Below are 16,007 nucleotides of genomic sequence, written 5' to 3' on the forward strand. Positions count from 1 at the left end.
TCGGGCGGGCGCGTTCGACACGGCCGCGCAATCGGATCGCGGGAGCCCTCGTGGGCTGGCACCCTGCCGACATGAATCACGCAGAGGTACTGCTCATCGGCGGGCGCGCGGGCGTCGGCAAGTCGACCGTGGCCTGGGAGGTTTCGGCGCAACTGCGGTCCGTCGAGGCGGCGCACGCGGTCCTGGAGGGCGATCTGATGGGACAGGTCCATCCGGCGCCGGAGGGCGATCCGCACCGTGCGGGGATCACCGAGCGCAATCTGACGGCGGTCTGGTCCAACTTCGCGGAACTCGGCTACCGGCGCCTCATCTACACGAACACGGTGAGCGTGCTGCCGGAGTCGGCGGCGATGTTCGAGCGTGCGATGGGTACGGACGTACGGATCGTCCGCATCCTGCTCACCGCCTCCGATGCCACGACGTACGGCCGGCTCTCGGGACGCGAGATCGGCTCGGAACTGGACCGTGAGGTGGCGAACAGTGTCCGCAAGGCCCGTCTCCTGGGCGAGCGTTCACCGGCGGACACGGTCCGGGTGGCGACGGACGGGCGGAAGGTGACGGACATCGCGCGCGAGGTGGTGGCCGTCACGGGGTGGGGGGACCCGATGGGCCCGGCCGTCCGACCGGGCCCGTCGTGGTCCTGAGCGACTCACATGGTGTTGACGATGAGGCCGATGTGGGTGAAGTAGTTGAGCCCGCCGAAGAACAGGAACACCAGTCCGGCCAGCCCCCAGACGACTCCGATGACCGGAGCCATCCAGCTCTTGGGCCGGTGCAGCGCGAACGGGAACAGGAGCGCGCCGATGCCCACGAGGACGTACAGCCCGGACATGAAGCTCGCTTCCACCATGGGCCACTTCGCGAATTCGCCGGAGACGGGTTCCTCGGGCGGCGCGGCGAAGAGGGTGTATTTCCAGCCCGCGGCGGCGATCCCGAAGCAGGCGAGCCCGAGGCCGAACACGAAGACGGAGATGGGCGAGGCGACGCGGGCCGTGCGGACGATGCGGTCGGCGCTGTTGAGTTCGGCCCCGCGTTTCCAGAGGTAGAAGGACGCGGCCAGCAGCAAGACGCCGAAGGCGAGTGCCGGCTCGCCGAAGATGACGTTGTCGAACGGGAAGCCCTGTCCGGCGAGCGGCCAGGTGAGGGTCATATGGAGGCCGGTGGTGACAAGAGTGAAGCCGACGGCCCCGAACGCCAGCACCCAGCCGTCGGGGGTGATGGTGTGCCCGGACGTGAGGAGCTGACGCCCCAGCGTCACCACGAGCAACAGCCCGGCACCGGCGGCCACCGCCATGATCGTGTTGTACGTCGGCATCCTGGCCCAGTCGATCTTCAGGCCGGATGCCGCCAGGGGGATGGCATGGTGGTTCATGCGCGGAGCGTAACGCCAGATATATCCCTTATGGGGCATTAACTCTTTTGCCCGGTTGACGGGTCAGGCTGTCGCCCCCAGCGGGAGCGCGGCGCCGGACGGCGGATACGGGGACTCCCGCGGCAGGAGTTCCCCCGCGTCGTCGAGCCGCCCGGCCCGCACCAGTTCGTGGATCTGCCGGGCGAGCGGGGTGACATCACGGATCGACACCGTCCACTCGTCCGCGTATCGCCGCGCCGCTTCGCCGCAGAGCCCGAGCTGGAGGGAACGGTGGGGAAGCCGGTCCAGGCGGAGGTCGCGCTCGGGGTCCCACTGGACACGGGCCGGGCTCCGGCGCAGGTTGCGCTGCCAGGCGGCGCGGTCGGGGTGAACTCCCCTCACGTAGTGCGAAAGTTCGGAGTTCGCCAGGGCCCAGTCGAAGCCCTCACGGGTGATCTCGACGGCCAGGACGGTCTCCTGTCCCTCCTTCGTGGCCCAGCCGCAGCGGTACATCATCCACAGGAAGCTCGGCTTGATCCATGTCATCCGGTCGCGCTTCCAGGCTTCCGGGAAGCGCCCGTCGCGCACGGCCGGAAGACCGATGGACGGGGCGTACGCCTGATAGACGGTGACGGTCGTATCCGTGTACTGGGCGCGGATCTCGTGCTGTGGCCTGGTCGGGGCGGTCATGACCTCATCACAGCACCGGTACGACCGGCGCGGCGAGCGAGTTTCGGCGTCGGAGCCCTGGGCCTCCTTCGAGCGATGAGCAGCCGCTGTCACCGGCAGGGGCTGACATTCGTCATACGGACCTCGGTACACGCGGCTCTGCCGGGCACCGGGCTCCGACGGCCAGTCTGGACACATGGAGAGCGGGGCCGCGAAGGCGCCTGCCGATACGGGAGAGGAACCCGTCATGACCAGCCCGGCCGCCACAGCCACCGCCCCTGTCGCAGATGCTCCGGTCGCCGCCGCCCCGTTCGCTCCGCGCAAGGCGCTGCTGGACAGCATGATGCCGCTGCTCGTGGATGTGGGGGTGCCGCTCGTCTCGTACTACGCGTTGAAGGCGGCGGGCATGGGTACCTTCGCCGCGCTGGCCTGGAGCAGCGTGGTACCGGCCGTGCGCACCGTGTGGGGTGTCGCCCAGAAGCGCCGGCTCAACGGGCTGGCGGCGCTGATGGTGACGTTCAACGCGGTCGGGCTGCTGACGAGTCTGGTGGTCGGTGACCCGCGGCTGATGCTCGCCAAGGACAGTGGGGTGAGCAGCATCATCGGGATCGTCATTCTGGTGACCGCGCTGAAGGGGCAGCCGATGATGAGCGCGGGGGTGCGGCCGTGGCTGACCAAGGGCGATGCGGCCAGGGACACCGCCTGGCAGCGGCTCTCGGCTCGGTCGGCGGCGTTCCGGCGGGCGGAGATGCGCTTCTCGGCGGTGTGGGGTGCGGCGCTGCTGGGTGAGTGCGTGGTGCGGACCGTGGGGGCGTACACCGTGCCGGTCGAGACGATGGTGTGGCTCGGCACAGTGATCATGGTCGCGACGATGGTGTCCGCGTTCCTGGTCTCGGGGCGGGTGGGCGCCGTTCCGATGGAACGGATGATCGCCGAGGCGGTCGGTGCCGAGGGGACCGCGAACGCTACGCGTTGACATGGCGGGACCGGAAAAGGGGAGCTGCTTTCGCGGCTCCCCTTTTCCGGCTGGGGCGGGCGGGCCCTGACCCGTCCCGCGAGCCGGTGCAGCCCCTTCGAGCATTACCTGGGAGGTAATTGAGGTGACCCCGTGCCGGTCATTACCGTCCCCGTATGGGCATGCGTTCCACAGAAGACGACGGAGTCCTGGGGCTGCTCCTGCGTGACCTGCGGCGCCAGAAATCGCTCAGCAAGCAGGTGCTTGCCGAGCGGGCCGGCTTTTCCCTCAGCCATCTGAGGAGAATCGAGGCCTGCGAGCAGACGCCCGACGCCGAGACGGTTCTCCACATCGCCCAGGCGCTCGGGCTGCCGCCCGCGCACCGACAGCAGCTCGTCGCCCGTGCGACCGCGGCGGGAAAGCTGCGCTGGTACGACAGCGTCCCCCCGTTGCCGGCTGACATTCGCCCGGTTCTCGAGAAGGTGCTGACCGGCCATGAACCGTATCCGGCCATGGTCACCGACAGCTGCTGGAACATCGTGGCTCTCAACCACACGATGGAAATGCTGATGAGCGATGTCGCCGGTCATCTCCTGGCGCCCGCCAATTTTCTCCGCATCATTCTGCACCCGGAGGGGTTGGCGCCACATCTGACCAATCTTCCCCAGGTGAGATACCACGTCATACGAATGCTCCGGCGATGGAGCGCAATCACCGGGGACAGCCGACTGCGGGAATTGGAAGCCTTCATAGCGGGCCTTCCGTCGGCACAGGATACCGAATTGGCCACATCCGATGAAGCCGAATTCGCCATATCCGGGGAGGCGGACCGTCTGCTTCTGCCCATCGAGCTGTACCGGGAGGGGCACCTGATGACCTTCTTCCACATCGTCACCTCGTTCGGCGAGCGCCCCGGCACCCTCTTCTCCCATCTTCCGTCCGGTCCGCTGAGCGGCATCGCGCTCGAATCTTTCCTGCCGGCGAATACCGAGACCCGGGTCCTCCTCGGTTCGCCCGCCCCGGTGTTCCCCGATGCCGGGAGCACCTCCGGGCCCACTCCGCACACACCTCCAGGTCAGCAGCATGACAACGAAAGGAAGACCTCATGACGTCGTCCCAGAACGCTGGTACGGTCCCGGCGACGGGCGCCGCCCGTTCCGACAGCCTTCTCCGTTTCGCCCTCGTGGCGGACGTGGTCCTCACCGGTGCGAACGGCATCGGCTACCTCGCACTCGCCACGGTCCTGGACTCGTTCCTGGGCGTGCGCCTCGCGGTGCAGTACCCGGTGGGCGTGTTCCTCACGGTGTACGCCCTGTGGGTGCTGGTCGTCTCCCGCCAGGAGAACATCAACCGCGGCGCGGTCTCGGTCATCATCACCATGAACGTGGCCTGGGCCGTGCTCAGCGTCGCGACGGTCGCCATGGACTCGCTGAGCGCGACGGGCATCGGCAACGGATGGATCGTGTTCCAGGGCCTGGTGGTAGCGGCCATGGGTGCACTCCAGTACGTGGGCCTGCGGCGCATGTGAGGGCGCGCCGGGCAGGGTTGAACCGAAGCCCGCGCACCATCAGCGGGACGTCAGGGCCATGTCAGCCCCCTCTGGCAGACTCTTCACTGTGAACGGGACGGGAAACCGGACCGGAAACACGGAGAGGTGCCCGGAGTGGTTTATCGGGGACCGCGCGCAAGCAAGGTCGGGCCCTCAACGGTCCACGCAGGTTCGAATCCTGCCCTCTCCGCAGCACGCAGCAATGGATCCGGCCCTGCACTCCATCAGGAGCAGGGCCGGATCTGTCTGACTTCCCGCTGCGCGGCGGCAGACCGCATTACCCGTCTATTCTCGTGGGGCGTGCAGGATGACTTCCAGTGTCACAGCAGACAGCATCGACTTCGACAACACGCTCCGCGCCGTGGCGGAGTTCAGCGACAACCCCAGCGCATTCCTGGCCCTCAGCAGCGGTAATTCCCGCTTCGCGCTGCCGGGGGTTCGCGGAGTGATCGTGTACCGGACCTCCGGGCCGTATCTGGTGCAGTTCGGCGGTCCCCTGTCTCCCCCGGACGCCGCGGACCGGCTACTGAAGGGCTTTCTGGAGTTCGCCGCGGCCCAGGAGCGTCTGGTCGTGTCGGTCCAGCTCCAGCAGGCGGAGACGGGTCTGTACGCCGAACACGGCTTCACCGTGAACCAGGTGGGTGCGTCGTACGCCATCGACCTGTCCGATTTCAGCCTGCGCGGCACGCGCTTCATGCAGCTGCGGAACAAGATCGCCCGCTCGTTCCGGGCCGGTCTCACCGTGACGGAGAGTCCGCTGGCGGACTGCGCGGAGGCGGTGGCGGAGGTCGATCGTGCCTGGCTGGGCAGCAAGGGCGAGCACGCCAAACCGCTGGAGTTCCTGGTGGGTGAGCTCGGCGGCGAAGCGCAGGCGCTGCGCCGGCTCTTCGTGGGCCGGATCGACGGCAAGCCCGTCGGCTACATCTCCTACTCACCCGCCCACGGCAGCCGCAGCGGCTGGCTGCACGATCTCAGCCGTCGCCTTCCGGACAAGGTGCCGGGCATCATGGAGGCCATCAACAGGACGGCCATCGACACCTTCGTCGCCGAGGGGGCCGACTGGCTGCACTTCGGCTTCACACCGTTCACCGGGCTCGCCGAGGAGTACGAAGTACCCGGCTCCAGCAGGGGTTTCGCCTGGTTCATGCGGTGGCTGCTGGCCAATGGCGCCACCGTGTACCCGGCTCAGACACAGCTGGCGTACAAGCAGAAGTGGGCACCGCTGGTGCTGCCGGAGTACGTGGCCTTCCAGGGCGAGGCCCGGTTGAGCGGGCTTCTCCACATCTTCAAGGCGGCCAACGCCATTTGAGGACGCGCCGCACCTGTCCGGTGCGGCCAGCCGTCCGTTCGTGACGTACGGAGTACGGAAACCGATCCGTTCCGAGACCCGGGAGCTTGTCATGGGACCGACACCGGAGCAGTTGGAGGCCGCCGAAGGCCAGCTGCTGAACTCGTTCTTCGGCCTGGCCGGTGACCCGGACAGCGCTTCCGCCGCCGCGGCGGCGGACCTGGCACTGGCGGAGCTGGACGCTCTGCTGGATGCGGTGCCCGAGGAGACCGCCAACTGACGGTTGCCCCCTGGCCGCACAAAAGACCCCCTGGCCCGCAGGCCCGGGGGTCCTTCACGCTGTACGGGCGGCGGCCCGGTCGCTCAGTCCTGCGGGGGCAGGGCGTCGACCAGCACGAGCTCGTCCGGAAGGCGTCCGGCGGGCCGGCGTGCGGCCAGCCAGCCGGCGATGGCCAGGGGGTCGAGACGCGGCCTGCCGGACTCGGCCGAGGCCACCACCGGGCGGGGATCGTCCGCGTACTCGGGGCGCACCGCCTGCACGGCGTACCGGCCGGTGCCACGCAGCAGGTCCTCCTCGGCCACGGTGGCCCGGAAACCGTTCCCGGTCAGCAGGTCCCGGACGAGCTGCACCCGGCCTTCGGTCGGGGTGCCCTTCTCGTCGTGGACCTCCATGCTGATCTGCTGGATCAAGGGCCAGTGACGGTCTTCGACGCCCCGCAGGACATCCAGCTCGGCCCTCTGCACATCGATCTTCAGCAGATCGATGCGCGTCACTCCGGTCTCCTCGATCACATCGGAGAGCGGCCGCAGCCGGCAGCGCCGCTGGGTGAGTTCGAAGTCCTTGGCGACCAGGGCCTCCACCTGGGCCAGATGGTCGTCCCGGCCCGCGGCACCGGTCTCCCGGGTGTTCGCGACATACTGCTTGATCAGATCGACCTCGTTGTCCAGGTCCGCGTAGTCACTGCGGCACGACATGATCGAGATGCCCGGGTAGAAGTTGAAGACGATCTCCTGCTCCCGATCGGACAGCCCGAAGGGGAGCAGCCGCACCGGCACTCCGTGCCGCTCGACGTTACGGCGCATCACATCGAAGACATCGGGCACCGGCTCGTACGCGAAGACGCTGGCCGAGGGGCAACGGGCCCCGACGAAGAGGCTGAACATTCCGATGTTCGCGCCCACGTCGAAGACGACCGCGTCCTCGCGCAGGGTGATGCCGCCCTGTAGGTAGGATTCGGCGGCGAATATCTCGTCGTAGAGGAAGCGTGTCTCGTGCGGATTGATCTCGGCGAGTTCGCTCAGCGGCCCGGCGGGCGACAGGTCATTCGCATGGTCCCACCCCTGGATGCGTGCAGTCAGCCCACCCGCGGACGTGTGGTCCAGCCGCACACGGGCGACTCCGGGGTATCGCAGAATGAGATCGCGCACTTCGTCGAGTTCCGTCTTCGGCGCATTCGGCGAAGGGGACCGGTCGGGCTTCGTCACGAGAAATTCCTCCGTCATCGACAATCGCTTCCGGGGTGCGTGGGGGTGGGCGGGGAGCGGTGCGCCGGGACTGCGGGTCAGGACGCGACCGCGGAACCGGCCAGCGGGGTACGTGCCACCACGAGCCGTTCGGCGCCGCCGAGCGCCGGGTCCTGGTTGAGGATCGCCATCATGCAGCTCTTGACGCTCGGCGAGGGTTCCATCCCGAACTCCTCGACCAGACGGCTGCGCAGCTGGTTGTAGGTCTGTATGGCCTCGGCCTGACGACCGAGGCGGTAGAGGCACACCATCAGCAGCTCGAACAGCCGCTCCCGCCAGGGGGCGAGGTAGGCGAGCATCTTCAACTCGCTGACGGCCTGGGCGTATCCGTCGATCGCGATATCGAGCTGTATCCGCGCCTCCACGGCCGAGAGCCGGTTCTCCTCGAACTGCGCGGCGGCACTCTGGCAGATCGGGCCGCCCGTGACCCCCTCCAGCGGCGCGCCGTGCCAGAGCGACAGGGCCCGGTCGAACAGCTCCCTCGCGCCCACCGGATCGTTGCGCATGGAAGCGCGCGCCTGCTTCGTCAGGGACCCGAAGAGGTGCACGTCCACTTCGAGCGGGTCGACGTCCAGCACATAGCTCGACGGGCGGGTGATCAGCCGCCGGCCGACGAACTCGTCACCGAGCTCGGCGCGGAGCACTTTTCGCAGCCGGGCCACTTGGGCCTGCAAGGCGTTTCCGGGCTGACTCGGTATTCCCTCCTCCCACAGCTCCTCGAAGAACTGCTCCTTGGTCACCGGCTCCCCCGCCTTCAGGAGCAACAGCGCGAGCAGCGTGCACTGACGCGCACCCCGTAAAGCGGTCAGACCGGTTCCGTTTATTATTCCCACTGAGCCAAGAACCCTGAATGTCACGAATCCCCCCGAGTCCAATCATCCGTTGACCGTCGGGAAGGGCCGTAACTCGTTGAACATTTATTGAGCACGCCCCTCGCTCAGCCAACTGTGCAGTACAGCAATTGGCAAAGTCCATTACCCGTCCAGTAATTGACGACTCGCCGGGGAGCGTGATAAACCCATTCTCGGCGGAGAACGCAAAAAAATAACCAAGAATGCCTGGGCACCGGCCGTGCGACTGAGGGCCCACGTACCATCCGGCACGCGGGCCCAGCGGCACCCGATGCCGCGCGACGCCGCCGGATCCGGCACCGGCGGACCCGGCCGCGACACTCACGCAGCCTGCGGTTCCGCGCCGTTGCGGGCCTCGTCACTGACCTTCCCGAGGAAGCGTGCCACCTCGCGGTACGAAGCCCAGGCGGACACCTCCCGGTACGGGATGGCGTGCTCCGCGCAGTAGTCGATGACCATCGGCCGTACGTACCGCAGATTGACCCGGGGCATGGCGGGGAAGAGATGATGCTCGATCTGGTAGTTCAGCCCGCCGTACAGGAAATCGGTCAGCCGGCTGGACCGGATGTTGCGTGACGTCAGTACCTGACGGTGGAGCCAGTCCAGCTGGACATCGCTGCGGTAGACCACCATGCCCTTGTGGTTCGGGGCGAAGACGGCACCCAGATACAGGCCGAACACCGCCTGGTTGACGAGCACGAACACCACACCGGTCAGCGGTGACAGCACGGTGAACACGGCTGCCAGACAGACCACGGCGTGCACCCCGATCAGCCCGAGTTCCAGGACGGGGCGGCGCAGCCCGCCCGCCCGCGCCGCCTTGAAGCCGGACGCGTGCAGCCGCCAGGCCTCCTGCCCCAGCAGCACGAAGAACATCACCGACTGGAAGCGGATGACGAACCTTCGGAAGCCGCTCGTCGCCTTCGCCGGCATCTCGTCCACGTCGAAGATGACCTGACGGCGCATCGTGTCCGGGTCGCGGTCGAGGTTGTTGGGGTTGCTGTGGTGCCGGTTGTGGTGGTTGATCCACCAGCCGTACGCGGTGCCCATCAGCAGGTTCATGTGGATGGCACCCAGCACCTCGGACGGCACCTTGGCCTTGCTGATCTGCTTGTGGCCCGTGTCGTGCGCGATGAAGCCCGTCTGGACGAAGGCCAGCCCCAGAGCGACCGCGGTCACCAGCTGCCACCAGGTGTCCCCGAACCAGAACAGGGCTGCCCAGCAGGCCCCGAAAAGAACGAGGTTGGAGATTATCTTGAAGGTGAAGTAGTCCTTCCGGGAATCCATCAGCCCGGCCTGCTTGACCAGTTCGGACAGCTCCTCGAAGGAGCCTGTCGGCGAGATGGTCAGAGAGTCCTGTCGGGCGGGCATGAGCGTTCTCCTTCATGTCGGGCCGAATTGCCGGGCCGGATGGCGCCGTGGTCAGGCCGCGGTGAACACGAGTACGGCGTTCTGCCCCCCGAATCCGAAGGAGTTGCTCAGGGCGACTCCGATCGGCAGGGCCCGGGGCGCCTTCGCCACGATGTCGACCTCGATGGCAGGGTCGACGCTGTCGAGGTTCGCGGTGGGCGGCACGATCCCCTGCTCCAGCGCGAGGACGGTGAGTGCCGCTTCGATGGCTCCTGCGGCGCCGAGCGAGTGCCCGGTCACGCCCTTGGACGACGTCACCACGGGACGCGTGCCGAGCACCCGTTTCAGCACCCGGGCCTCGGTGAGGTCGTTGAGCGGGGTCGAGGTGCCGTGCGCGTTCACGTGGTCGACCTCGTCGGGGGCCACGCCCGCGTCGCGCAGCGCTGTGCGGATCGCACGTTCGGCACCCCGCCCCTCCGGGTCGGGAGCGGTGGCGTGATGGGCATCGGCCGATGCCCCGTATCCGCTCAGCCGGGCCCGTACCCGGGCGCCGCGGGCGCGGGCGTCGGCCGCCCGCTCAAGGACCAGCACCCCCCGCGCCCTCCGCCGCCACGAACCCGTCCCGGCCGGTGTCGAACGGGCGGGAGGCCGCGGCCGGATCGTCGCACCGCCGGGAGAGTGCTCCCATCCGGGCGAAGCCGGACAGCACCGCCGGGGTCAGGCTCGCCTCGGTGCCTCCCGTGATCACCACGTCGCAGGTACCGGACCGCAGCAGGTCCCGTGCGGTGCCGATGGCGGTGGCGGCCGAGGCGCACGCCGTGGCGGTGACGAGGTTGGGGCCGAGGGCGCCGAACTCCATGGCCGCGTAACCGGACACCATGTTGACCGCGGACATCGGCACCAGCATCGGTGAGACGGCCGCCGCCCCCTGCCGGTCGAGGGTGCGGACCTGCTGCTCGAACGTGGCGGTCCCGCCGAGGGCGTTGCCCAGGACCACGCCGACCCGGGCTCCGTCCCAGCCGGCGGGGTCGAGCCCGCTGTCGTGGACGGCCTCCGCCGCGGCGATCAGGGCCAGTTGCACATAGCGGTCGAGCCGCCAGGCCCGTCGCCTGCCGAAGTGGGCCACCGGGTCGAAGTCCGCGGCGCGGCAGCTGAAGTCGACCAGCAGCCCTGCCAGCGCGGGGTCGGTGGCCGCGGCCGGTTCGGCTTCCAGGACCCGCGCCCAGTTCTCCGCCACCCCGTTGCCCGCCGGGGTCAGCAGGCCGAGACCGGTGACCGCGATGTCACGGGCCCCGGCGTCGTCGCGGCCGGGGCTCACAGCACCGCGCTCTTGCTGTCGATCAGGGCGATCAGGTCCTTGACCGACGATTCCGCGCCGACCTCCTCGTCGTCGATCTGGATGTGGAACTCACCACCGGCGACCAGGGCGAATTCGACCAGGGCCAGGGAGTCCAGGTCGAGATCGCGCATCGTGGTGTCCTCGGTCACCTCCTCCGGCTCGACTCCGAACCGGCTGACGAGGACCTCGGTGATCCGGTCGAGAACGCTGGGCATGTCTGTCTCCTCAAGGGTGTACGCACAGGGTGTGGCGGGACGGGTGTGGTCGTGCGGTCAGACGGCGTCCAGTTGCGGCCAGCGCAGCGTGGTGGAGCCCCAGGCGAGGCCGCCTCCGAAGGAGGTGAGCACCACCGAGTGGCCGGCGCGCAGGGAGCCGTCGGCGACGGCGTCGGCAAGCAGCAGCGGGACGGACGCCGCCGCGGTGTTGCCGACCCGGTCGATGTTGGTCAGGGCCCGTTCCTGCGGCAGCCCGAGCTGTTCGGCGAGGGCGTCCAGGATGCGGGAGTTGGCCTGGTGGGCGGCGAGCCGGTCGATGTCCCGTACGGTCCAGCCGGCCTGTCCGGCGGCCTTCTGCACGGAGCCGGTCATCCGCAGCACGGCGTGCCGGAACACCTGCTTGCCCTGCATGGCGAAGTAGTGGTCACGGGGCCCGGCCGGTACGCCGCTGCCCCGCTGGCGCGAGCCCCCGGCCGGGATCTCGATCAGGTCGCAGAGGTGGCCGTCGGTTCCCAGGTCGAATCCGCCGAGCGCTCCGGGCTCGTCCGGGGCGCCGCGGCGCAGTACGACGGCTCCGGCACCGTCCCCGAAGATCGGGCCGGTGGTGCGGTCCTCGGGATCGAGCAGCGTCGAGTAGGTGTCCGCGCCGATCACCAGGACGTCGTCCGCCGTGCCCGAGGCGATCAGTCCGGCGCCGATCGCCAGTGCGTAGACGAATCCTGCGCAGACGGCCCCGACGTCGAAGGCCGGCACCCCGGCCAGGCCGAGCCGCGCGGCCACCTCGGGAGCGGTCGCCGGGCAGGGGCGGTCCGGGGTGGTGGTGGCGAGGACCACTGCTCCGACGGAGTCCTGCTGCGCCGACTTCAGGGCTCTGGCTCCGGCCTCGACGGCCAGCGAACCGGTGGACATACCGGGCTCGATCACGTGCCGCTGCCGGATGCCGGTACGGGTACGGATCCACTCGTCCGAGGTGTCCAGCCGGGTGACGAGCTCTTCGTTGGTCACCACCCGGGGCGGCAGCCAGCCGCCGAGCCCGCACAGCACCGCCGCCGGTCCGTTCGGCCGCCCGGCCCCGGCCGGGCCCGTCATATGAGGGCCTCTTCCAGCCCCATGTACTTCAGACGCGTGGCCTTCATGTCGTCGGACCACTTGTCGGCGGTGTCCTGGCGCTCCTGCGGGGTGGTGTCGATCAGCCGCCGGCCCGGCCAGATCTCGTAGTCGCCCACCAGGTCGCCGTGGCGGCGCAGCCCCTCCTGGAACCGCTCCTCGCGCCAGTGCACCATGTCGTGGGTGGGGAGCTCCTCCCACATGTCCATGCCCCGGCGGATCATTTCCACGACCCGGTCCTTGTCCTGCGGGTGGTCGATCAGGTGGCGGCGCGCGATGTCCGCCCCGACCGTCAGATGGCGGATCTCGTCGATGCCCGCGCCCTTGTCGATCTCCGCGGCCGCCGGGTCGAGCGGCCGCCACTTGCGCTCGCTCAGTTCGGCGGCGGGTGCGAGGGCGCCCTCCAGGATGATGGTCATCATCACCACGCCGCCGATGAAGTCACGGTCGTCGCGCATGATTTCCAGGCTGCGCTGCTCCAGCGGCCCCAGCACGCTCTTCTTGTACGGGGCGGCGAAGGTGTCGACCGCCTCGACCAGCCGCTCGGGGGCGATACCGAGGGCCAGCAGGTGGTTGCGGAAGACCATGGCGTGCCGGCATTCGTCCAGCACCTGGGTCGCGTAGAACTCCATGGTGTCGTTGTCCGGTGCGATCGGGACCAGGTACGACAGCACCCGGGTGGCCTTCTCCTCGGCCAGCGCACGGAAGGCGTACTCCTGCGTGATGGCCTCGAAGAACGGCCCCTCCAGCATGTGCGGGCCCACGGTGAGGGCGGGGTCGTGTCCGTCCGGGCGTCCGCGCAGGGTGCCCTGCGGTACGGCCTGCAGCCAGTAGCGGAGGTTGCAGTCCGCCGCGGTGAGCTCCAGGTCCATGGCGCCTTCGAGCAGTCCGGGGGCCTGGTCCCAGTCCGCCTCGGCGGGAATCGGCGTGGTCATGTGGTTTCCTCCTCGATCCGGATGTGACCGGGGTGAAGATGCCCGGCGAAATACAGCAGGGGAGCCATGCCGCTCTCGGCCGCGCAGGCCGTCACGGTGGCCAGCACGACCGCGTGGTCCCCGGCCGGGACGCATTCGTGCACCCGGCAGTGCAGCCAGCTGAGGGTGGAGCGCAGCCGGGGCACGCCGTCCTCGCCCGGTGTCCACTGCACCCCTTGGAACTGGGCCCGCCCGGGGCTTCTGGAGCGGCTGGCGAAGTGCCGGGCCAGCGCGGACTGGTGGGCGGCGAGCACATTGACGGTGAAGGCACGGTGCTGCGTGATGCGAGGGAGCAGTGAGCTGTCGTTCTGCAGACAGATGGAGACCATCGGCGGTTCGTGGGAGACGAAGGAGAACGCGCTGACGGTGCTGCCGTGCACCGAATCGCCGCTGCCCACCGTGACCACCGACACCCCGGTGGGGAACCTCCGGGCGGCGCTCCACACCGTGGTCTCGACGACCGGCCGGTGTGCCGTGCCGATCGGCGAGGTCATGAGGTGGCGGACTGACGGGCGGGGGCCGGGGCGGGAACGGGGGCCGGGGCCCGGCCGGATCCCTGCTCCACGGCCGCTTCCAGTGCGGCGAACTGCGGATGGACGACGGGCTCGAAGCTGACGCCGAACGGTTTCAGGAAGTTGCCGAACAGGGCCCGGTCCCCGCACAGATGGATGGGGAGGGCGAGCAGCGCCCACTCGTTGCCGATCAGCAGGATCCACAGCAGGGCGACGGCGCCCTGGGTCGCCATGCTGTGCATGGTGTTGTACAGCACGTAGTACGCCTTCGGAATCCGCTTGCTCCTGCTGCGGTGGTAGGCGATGGCGCCGGGGATGTAGCCGATCAGGTCGATGTAGACGAAGAGCAGGGCGAAGGGCCACCAGCGGATGTCGCCCAGGTGCCGGAAGAAGAAGTAGAAGCTGACGCCGAGGGCGAAGAGGTATTCGAGCCTGACCAGCCGGTAGGTGGTCTTGGTGTCGAAGCGGTTGAGCGCATCCATCAGGCACCTCCTCGGGCGGAGAGCGAGGGGGCCGCTTCCGGGGCGGGGCCGGGCAGATCGGTGAGCGCCTCGCCGCCCTCCAGCACCGTGATGGAGCCGAAAAGCCCTTCGAGCACGGCGCAGATGGCCCGTTTGATGACGCGTTCGGCGATGGGGTCCATGATTCCCACGAGGCTCTCGATGCCGAAGTCGTAGGTGACCTCGAAGCGGACCTCGGTACCGGAGCCGGCCGAGGTCAGCTGCCAGCTGCCCCGGAACTCCTCGAAGTCGCCGTCGGTCTGGTCGAATTCGATCCTCAGGTTCTCCGGGTCGAGGGTCTCCGCCTCGTTCCAGCGCATGATGCCGCGCCGGAAGTTCACCTCCCAGTCGCTGTCGCGCGCAGTGTCCGGGGCGGCGGGCGGATGGGTTTCGACGACGTGGATGTCCTCCGCGATGTCCGCGAAGCGGGTGAAGTCCGCGATGGTCCCGAAGGCCGCCGAGGAGTTCTCGGTGTCCAGGGCCACCCGGAGGTGAATGCTTCTCACGGTGATGCAGCTCCAGTTGTCGGGGGTAGAGCGGTCCGGAGGGTCAGGCGATGACGGCGTGGGCGGCCTTCTCGAACGCGTCGAGAAGGAACTGCACGTCGTCCTGGCCGAGCACCGCCGGTGGCGTCAGCCGCATGACGGTGGAGGAGTTCAGCGAGTGGTTGGCGAGGACACCGGCGCCGATCAGCTCCAGGAGCAGGTCCCCCGCCAGTCCCGGCACGGTGAACTCCAGGCCGATGAGCAGGCCCGCTCCGCGTACCTCCAGCAGCCGGTGGCCGAGTACCTCGCGGGCGATCCGGTGCAGCTCGGTCAGCAGCAGCCGCCCCAGCTCGTCGGACCGTTCCACCAGGGAGTCCTCCTTGATGGCGGCGAGCGCACCGCGGGCCGCGGCCATCGCCAGCGGGTTGCCGGAGAAGGTCGAGGTGTGGATGAACGGATCCTTGTCGAAGGGCCGGAACGCCTCGGGGGTCGCCACCAGGGCCGAGACCGGCACCACGCCGCCGGCCAGCCCCTTGCCCACCAGAAGGATGTCCGGCACCACACCCTCCCGGTCGGCACCCCACCAGGTGCCGAGGCGGCCGAGTCCGGTCTGGATCTCGTCGAGCACGAAGAGCGCCCCGTACTCACGGCACAGCCGTGCGACGTCCCGCAGATAGCCCTCGGGCGGCACGATCACACCGGCCTCGCCCTGCACCGGCTCGACGATGACGCAGCCCTCTCCCGGGTGGCGTGCCAGCTCGGTCTCCAGGGCGGCCGCGTCGCCGTACGGCACATGCGAGACCTGGGGCAGCAGCGGCCGGAACGGCTGCTGGAAGACATCCTTCGCGGTGAGGCTGAGGGCGCCCATGGTCTTGCCGTGGTAGCCGAGGTCCATGGAGATCAGCCGTCTGCGGCCCTGGGCGCGTGCCAGCTTGATGGCACCTTCCACGGCCTCCGCTCCGGAGCCCGCGAAGTGCACCTTCTGCAGCCCGGTGGGGACGACGTCGATCAGCGCCTCGGCCGCTTCGACGACGGCGGGTTCGAGGAGCAGCCGGGTGGCGACCGGATTGGTGTTGAGCTGCCGGGTCACCTCGGCGACGACCCGGGGGTGCCGGGCGCCCATCAGGAAGACCCCGTATCCGCCGCAGTTGAGGATGCGGCTTCCGGACGCGGTGTGGATCCAGGGGCCCTCGGCGGCGACCTCCACATCGCCGCCGAACATCTCGCCGAGAGAGGCGCGGCCCTTGCTCAGGCAGCGGCGGTAGCGGGTGACGAGGTCGGCGTACGGGTCCTCGGCGGGGGCCGGCGCGGTGCCGGTGTAGGTGGTGGTCATCGTGG

At 69.0% G+C, this 16,007-nt stretch carries 18 protein-coding genes, 1 tRNA gene and 1 pseudogene; 7 read left to right on the forward strand and 13 right to left on the reverse strand.

Going from position 1 to position 16,007, the window contains the following annotated elements; genetic code table 11:
• Positions 1-71 precede the first annotated feature (71 nt).
• Positions 72-644 carry a nucleoside/nucleotide kinase family protein gene (locus tag GA0115254_RS31345; protein WP_093898680.1) on the forward strand — a complete coding sequence of 191 codons (573 nt, stop codon included), beginning with the start codon at positions 72-74 and terminating at the stop codon, positions 642-644.
• A gap of 5 nt (positions 645-649) precedes the next feature.
• Here GA0115254_RS31345 and GA0115254_RS31350 read toward each other — a convergent pair whose 3' ends face one another.
• Both GA0115254_RS31350 and GA0115254_RS31355 read right to left on the reverse strand, forming a co-directional pair.
• A complete protein-coding gene (locus tag GA0115254_RS31350; RefSeq protein WP_093898648.1) occupies positions 650-1,372 on the reverse strand; it encodes a DUF981 domain-containing protein in 723 nt (240 codons plus the stop codon).
• Between the two features lie 63 nt (positions 1,373-1,435).
• Positions 1,436-2,041: a DUF4291 domain-containing protein gene (locus GA0115254_RS31355; protein ID WP_093898649.1), complete on the reverse strand. Its 606-nt coding sequence runs from the start codon at positions 2,039-2,041 to the stop codon at positions 1,436-1,438.
• Between the two features lie 226 nt (positions 2,042-2,267).
• Between GA0115254_RS31355 and GA0115254_RS31360 the strand changes: the two genes are divergently transcribed.
• From GA0115254_RS31360 to GA0115254_RS43470, 6 genes are all read left to right on the forward strand, one after another.
• Entirely contained in the window at positions 2,268-2,996 is a 729-nt protein-coding gene (locus GA0115254_RS31360) for a VC0807 family protein (RefSeq protein WP_093898650.1), read from the forward strand.
• 155 nt (positions 2,997-3,151) lie between these two features.
• Complete coding sequence (locus tag GA0115254_RS31365; protein WP_093898651.1) at positions 3,152-4,084, forward strand: helix-turn-helix domain-containing protein; 933 nt, start codon at positions 3,152-3,154, stop codon at positions 4,082-4,084.
• Complete coding sequence (locus GA0115254_RS31370) at positions 4,081-4,503, forward strand: hypothetical protein (RefSeq protein WP_093898652.1); 423 nt, start codon at positions 4,081-4,083, stop codon at positions 4,501-4,503. The genes GA0115254_RS31365 and GA0115254_RS31370 overlap by 4 nt, the downstream gene beginning before the upstream one ends.
• A 120-nt stretch (positions 4,504-4,623) precedes the next feature.
• A tRNA-OTHER gene (locus tag GA0115254_RS44835) sits at positions 4,624-4,714 on the forward strand.
• 117 nt (positions 4,715-4,831) lie between these two features.
• Complete coding sequence (locus GA0115254_RS31375) at positions 4,832-5,833, forward strand: DUF2156 domain-containing protein (RefSeq protein WP_093898653.1); 1,002 nt, start codon at positions 4,832-4,834, stop codon at positions 5,831-5,833.
• 91 nt (positions 5,834-5,924) lie between these two features.
• Positions 5,925-6,092: an ABC transporter ATP-binding protein gene (locus GA0115254_RS43470; protein ID WP_107451432.1), complete on the forward strand. Its 168-nt coding sequence runs from the start codon at positions 5,925-5,927 to the stop codon at positions 6,090-6,092.
• An 83-nt stretch (positions 6,093-6,175) separates the two neighbouring features.
• Here the strand turns inward: GA0115254_RS43470 and GA0115254_RS31380 are convergent, their stop codons facing one another.
• The 11 genes and pseudogenes from GA0115254_RS31380 to GA0115254_RS31430 form a co-directional block, all read right to left on the reverse strand.
• Positions 6,176-7,297: an FkbM family methyltransferase gene (locus tag GA0115254_RS31380; protein ID WP_256102870.1), complete on the reverse strand. Its 1,122-nt coding sequence runs from the start codon at positions 7,295-7,297 to the stop codon at positions 6,176-6,178.
• A 77-nt stretch (positions 7,298-7,374) separates the two neighbouring features.
• On the reverse strand, positions 7,375-8,169 hold the full coding sequence (locus tag GA0115254_RS31385; protein ID WP_176740376.1) for an AfsR/SARP family transcriptional regulator: 795 nt from the start codon (positions 8,167-8,169) through the stop codon (positions 7,375-7,377).
• A gap of 339 nt (positions 8,170-8,508) precedes the next feature.
• Positions 8,509-9,558 carry a fatty acid desaturase family protein gene (locus tag GA0115254_RS31390; protein WP_093898655.1) on the reverse strand — a complete coding sequence of 350 codons (1,050 nt, stop codon included), beginning with the start codon at positions 9,556-9,558 and terminating at the stop codon, positions 8,509-8,511.
• A gap of 51 nt (positions 9,559-9,609) precedes the next feature.
• A pseudogene (locus tag GA0115254_RS31395) lies at positions 9,610-10,855 on the reverse strand (beta-ketoacyl synthase).
• On the reverse strand, positions 10,852-11,091 hold the full coding sequence (locus tag GA0115254_RS31400) for a phosphopantetheine-binding protein (protein WP_093898656.1): 240 nt from the start codon (positions 11,089-11,091) through the stop codon (positions 10,852-10,854). The pseudogene GA0115254_RS31395 and the gene GA0115254_RS31400 overlap by 4 nt, the downstream one beginning before the upstream one ends.
• A gap of 57 nt (positions 11,092-11,148) precedes the next feature.
• Entirely contained in the window at positions 11,149-12,180 is a 1,032-nt protein-coding gene (locus GA0115254_RS31405) for a beta-ketoacyl-ACP synthase III (protein WP_093898657.1), read from the reverse strand.
• The gene (locus GA0115254_RS31410) at positions 12,177-13,133 is read right to left on the reverse strand and encodes a VlmB-like protein (RefSeq protein WP_093898658.1); all 957 of its coding nucleotides are present in this window, start codon (positions 13,131-13,133) and stop codon (positions 12,177-12,179) included. The genes GA0115254_RS31405 and GA0115254_RS31410 overlap by 4 nt, the downstream gene beginning before the upstream one ends.
• Positions 13,130-13,666, reverse strand: a complete 537-nt coding sequence (locus GA0115254_RS31415) for a flavin reductase family protein (protein ID WP_093898659.1) — start codon at positions 13,664-13,666, stop codon at positions 13,130-13,132. The genes GA0115254_RS31410 and GA0115254_RS31415 overlap by 4 nt, the downstream gene beginning before the upstream one ends.
• Positions 13,663-14,166, reverse strand: coding sequence for a hypothetical protein (locus GA0115254_RS31420; RefSeq protein WP_093898660.1), 504 nt, complete (start codon positions 14,164-14,166; stop codon positions 13,663-13,665). Before GA0115254_RS31420 ends, GA0115254_RS31415 begins: the two co-directional genes overlap by 4 nt.
• Entirely contained in the window at positions 14,166-14,690 is a 525-nt protein-coding gene (locus GA0115254_RS31425) for a type II toxin-antitoxin system RatA family toxin (protein ID WP_093898661.1), read from the reverse strand. Before GA0115254_RS31425 ends, GA0115254_RS31420 begins: the two co-directional genes overlap by 1 nt.
• A 43-nt stretch (positions 14,691-14,733) precedes the next feature.
• Entirely contained in the window at positions 14,734-16,002 is a 1,269-nt protein-coding gene (locus GA0115254_RS31430; RefSeq protein ID WP_093898662.1) for an aspartate aminotransferase family protein, read from the reverse strand.
• Positions 16,003-16,007 lie beyond the last annotated feature (5 nt).

Origin of the sequence: Streptomyces sp. Ncost-T10-10d (genome assembly GCF_900091955.1) — a bacterium.
In the GTDB taxonomy this organism is placed as follows: domain Bacteria; phylum Actinomycetota; class Actinomycetes; order Streptomycetales; family Streptomycetaceae; genus Streptomyces.

What these genes read in the sequence shown, in the direction of transcription:
- GA0115254_RS31345 (WP_093898680.1), top strand. Translation starts at nt 72, where the DNA reads ATGAATCACGCAGAGGTACTGCTCATCGGCGGGCGCGCGGGCGTCGGC.
- GA0115254_RS31350 (WP_093898648.1), bottom strand. Translation starts at nt 1,372, where the DNA reads ATGAACCACCATGCCATCCCCCTGGCGGCATCCGGCCTGAAGATCGAC.
- GA0115254_RS31355 (WP_093898649.1), bottom strand. Translation starts at nt 2,041, where the DNA reads ATGACCGCCCCGACCAGGCCACAGCACGAGATCCGCGCCCAGTACACG.
- GA0115254_RS31360 (WP_093898650.1), top strand. Translation starts at nt 2,268, where the DNA reads ATGACCAGCCCGGCCGCCACAGCCACCGCCCCTGTCGCAGATGCTCCG.
- GA0115254_RS31365 (WP_093898651.1), top strand. Translation starts at nt 3,152, where the DNA reads ATGGGCATGCGTTCCACAGAAGACGACGGAGTCCTGGGGCTGCTCCTG.
- GA0115254_RS31370 (WP_093898652.1), top strand. Translation starts at nt 4,081, where the DNA reads ATGACGTCGTCCCAGAACGCTGGTACGGTCCCGGCGACGGGCGCCGCC.
- GA0115254_RS31375 (WP_093898653.1), top strand. Translation starts at nt 4,832, where the DNA reads ATGACTTCCAGTGTCACAGCAGACAGCATCGACTTCGACAACACGCTC.
- GA0115254_RS43470 (WP_107451432.1), top strand. Translation starts at nt 5,925, where the DNA reads ATGGGACCGACACCGGAGCAGTTGGAGGCCGCCGAAGGCCAGCTGCTG.
- GA0115254_RS31390 (WP_093898655.1), bottom strand. Translation starts at nt 9,558, where the DNA reads ATGCCCGCCCGACAGGACTCTCTGACCATCTCGCCGACAGGCTCCTTC.
- GA0115254_RS31400 (WP_093898656.1), bottom strand. Translation starts at nt 11,091, where the DNA reads ATGCCCAGCGTTCTCGACCGGATCACCGAGGTCCTCGTCAGCCGGTTC.
- GA0115254_RS31405 (WP_093898657.1), bottom strand. Translation starts at nt 12,180, where the DNA reads ATGACGGGCCCGGCCGGGGCCGGGCGGCCGAACGGACCGGCGGCGGTG.
- GA0115254_RS31410 (WP_093898658.1), bottom strand. Translation starts at nt 13,133, where the DNA reads ATGACCACGCCGATTCCCGCCGAGGCGGACTGGGACCAGGCCCCCGGA.
- GA0115254_RS31415 (WP_093898659.1), bottom strand. Translation starts at nt 13,666, where the DNA reads ATGACCTCGCCGATCGGCACGGCACACCGGCCGGTCGTCGAGACCACG.
- GA0115254_RS31420 (WP_093898660.1), bottom strand. Translation starts at nt 14,166, where the DNA reads ATGGATGCGCTCAACCGCTTCGACACCAAGACCACCTACCGGCTGGTC.
- GA0115254_RS31430 (WP_093898662.1), bottom strand. Translation starts at nt 16,002, where the DNA reads ATGACCACCACCTACACCGGCACCGCGCCGGCCCCCGCCGAGGACCCG.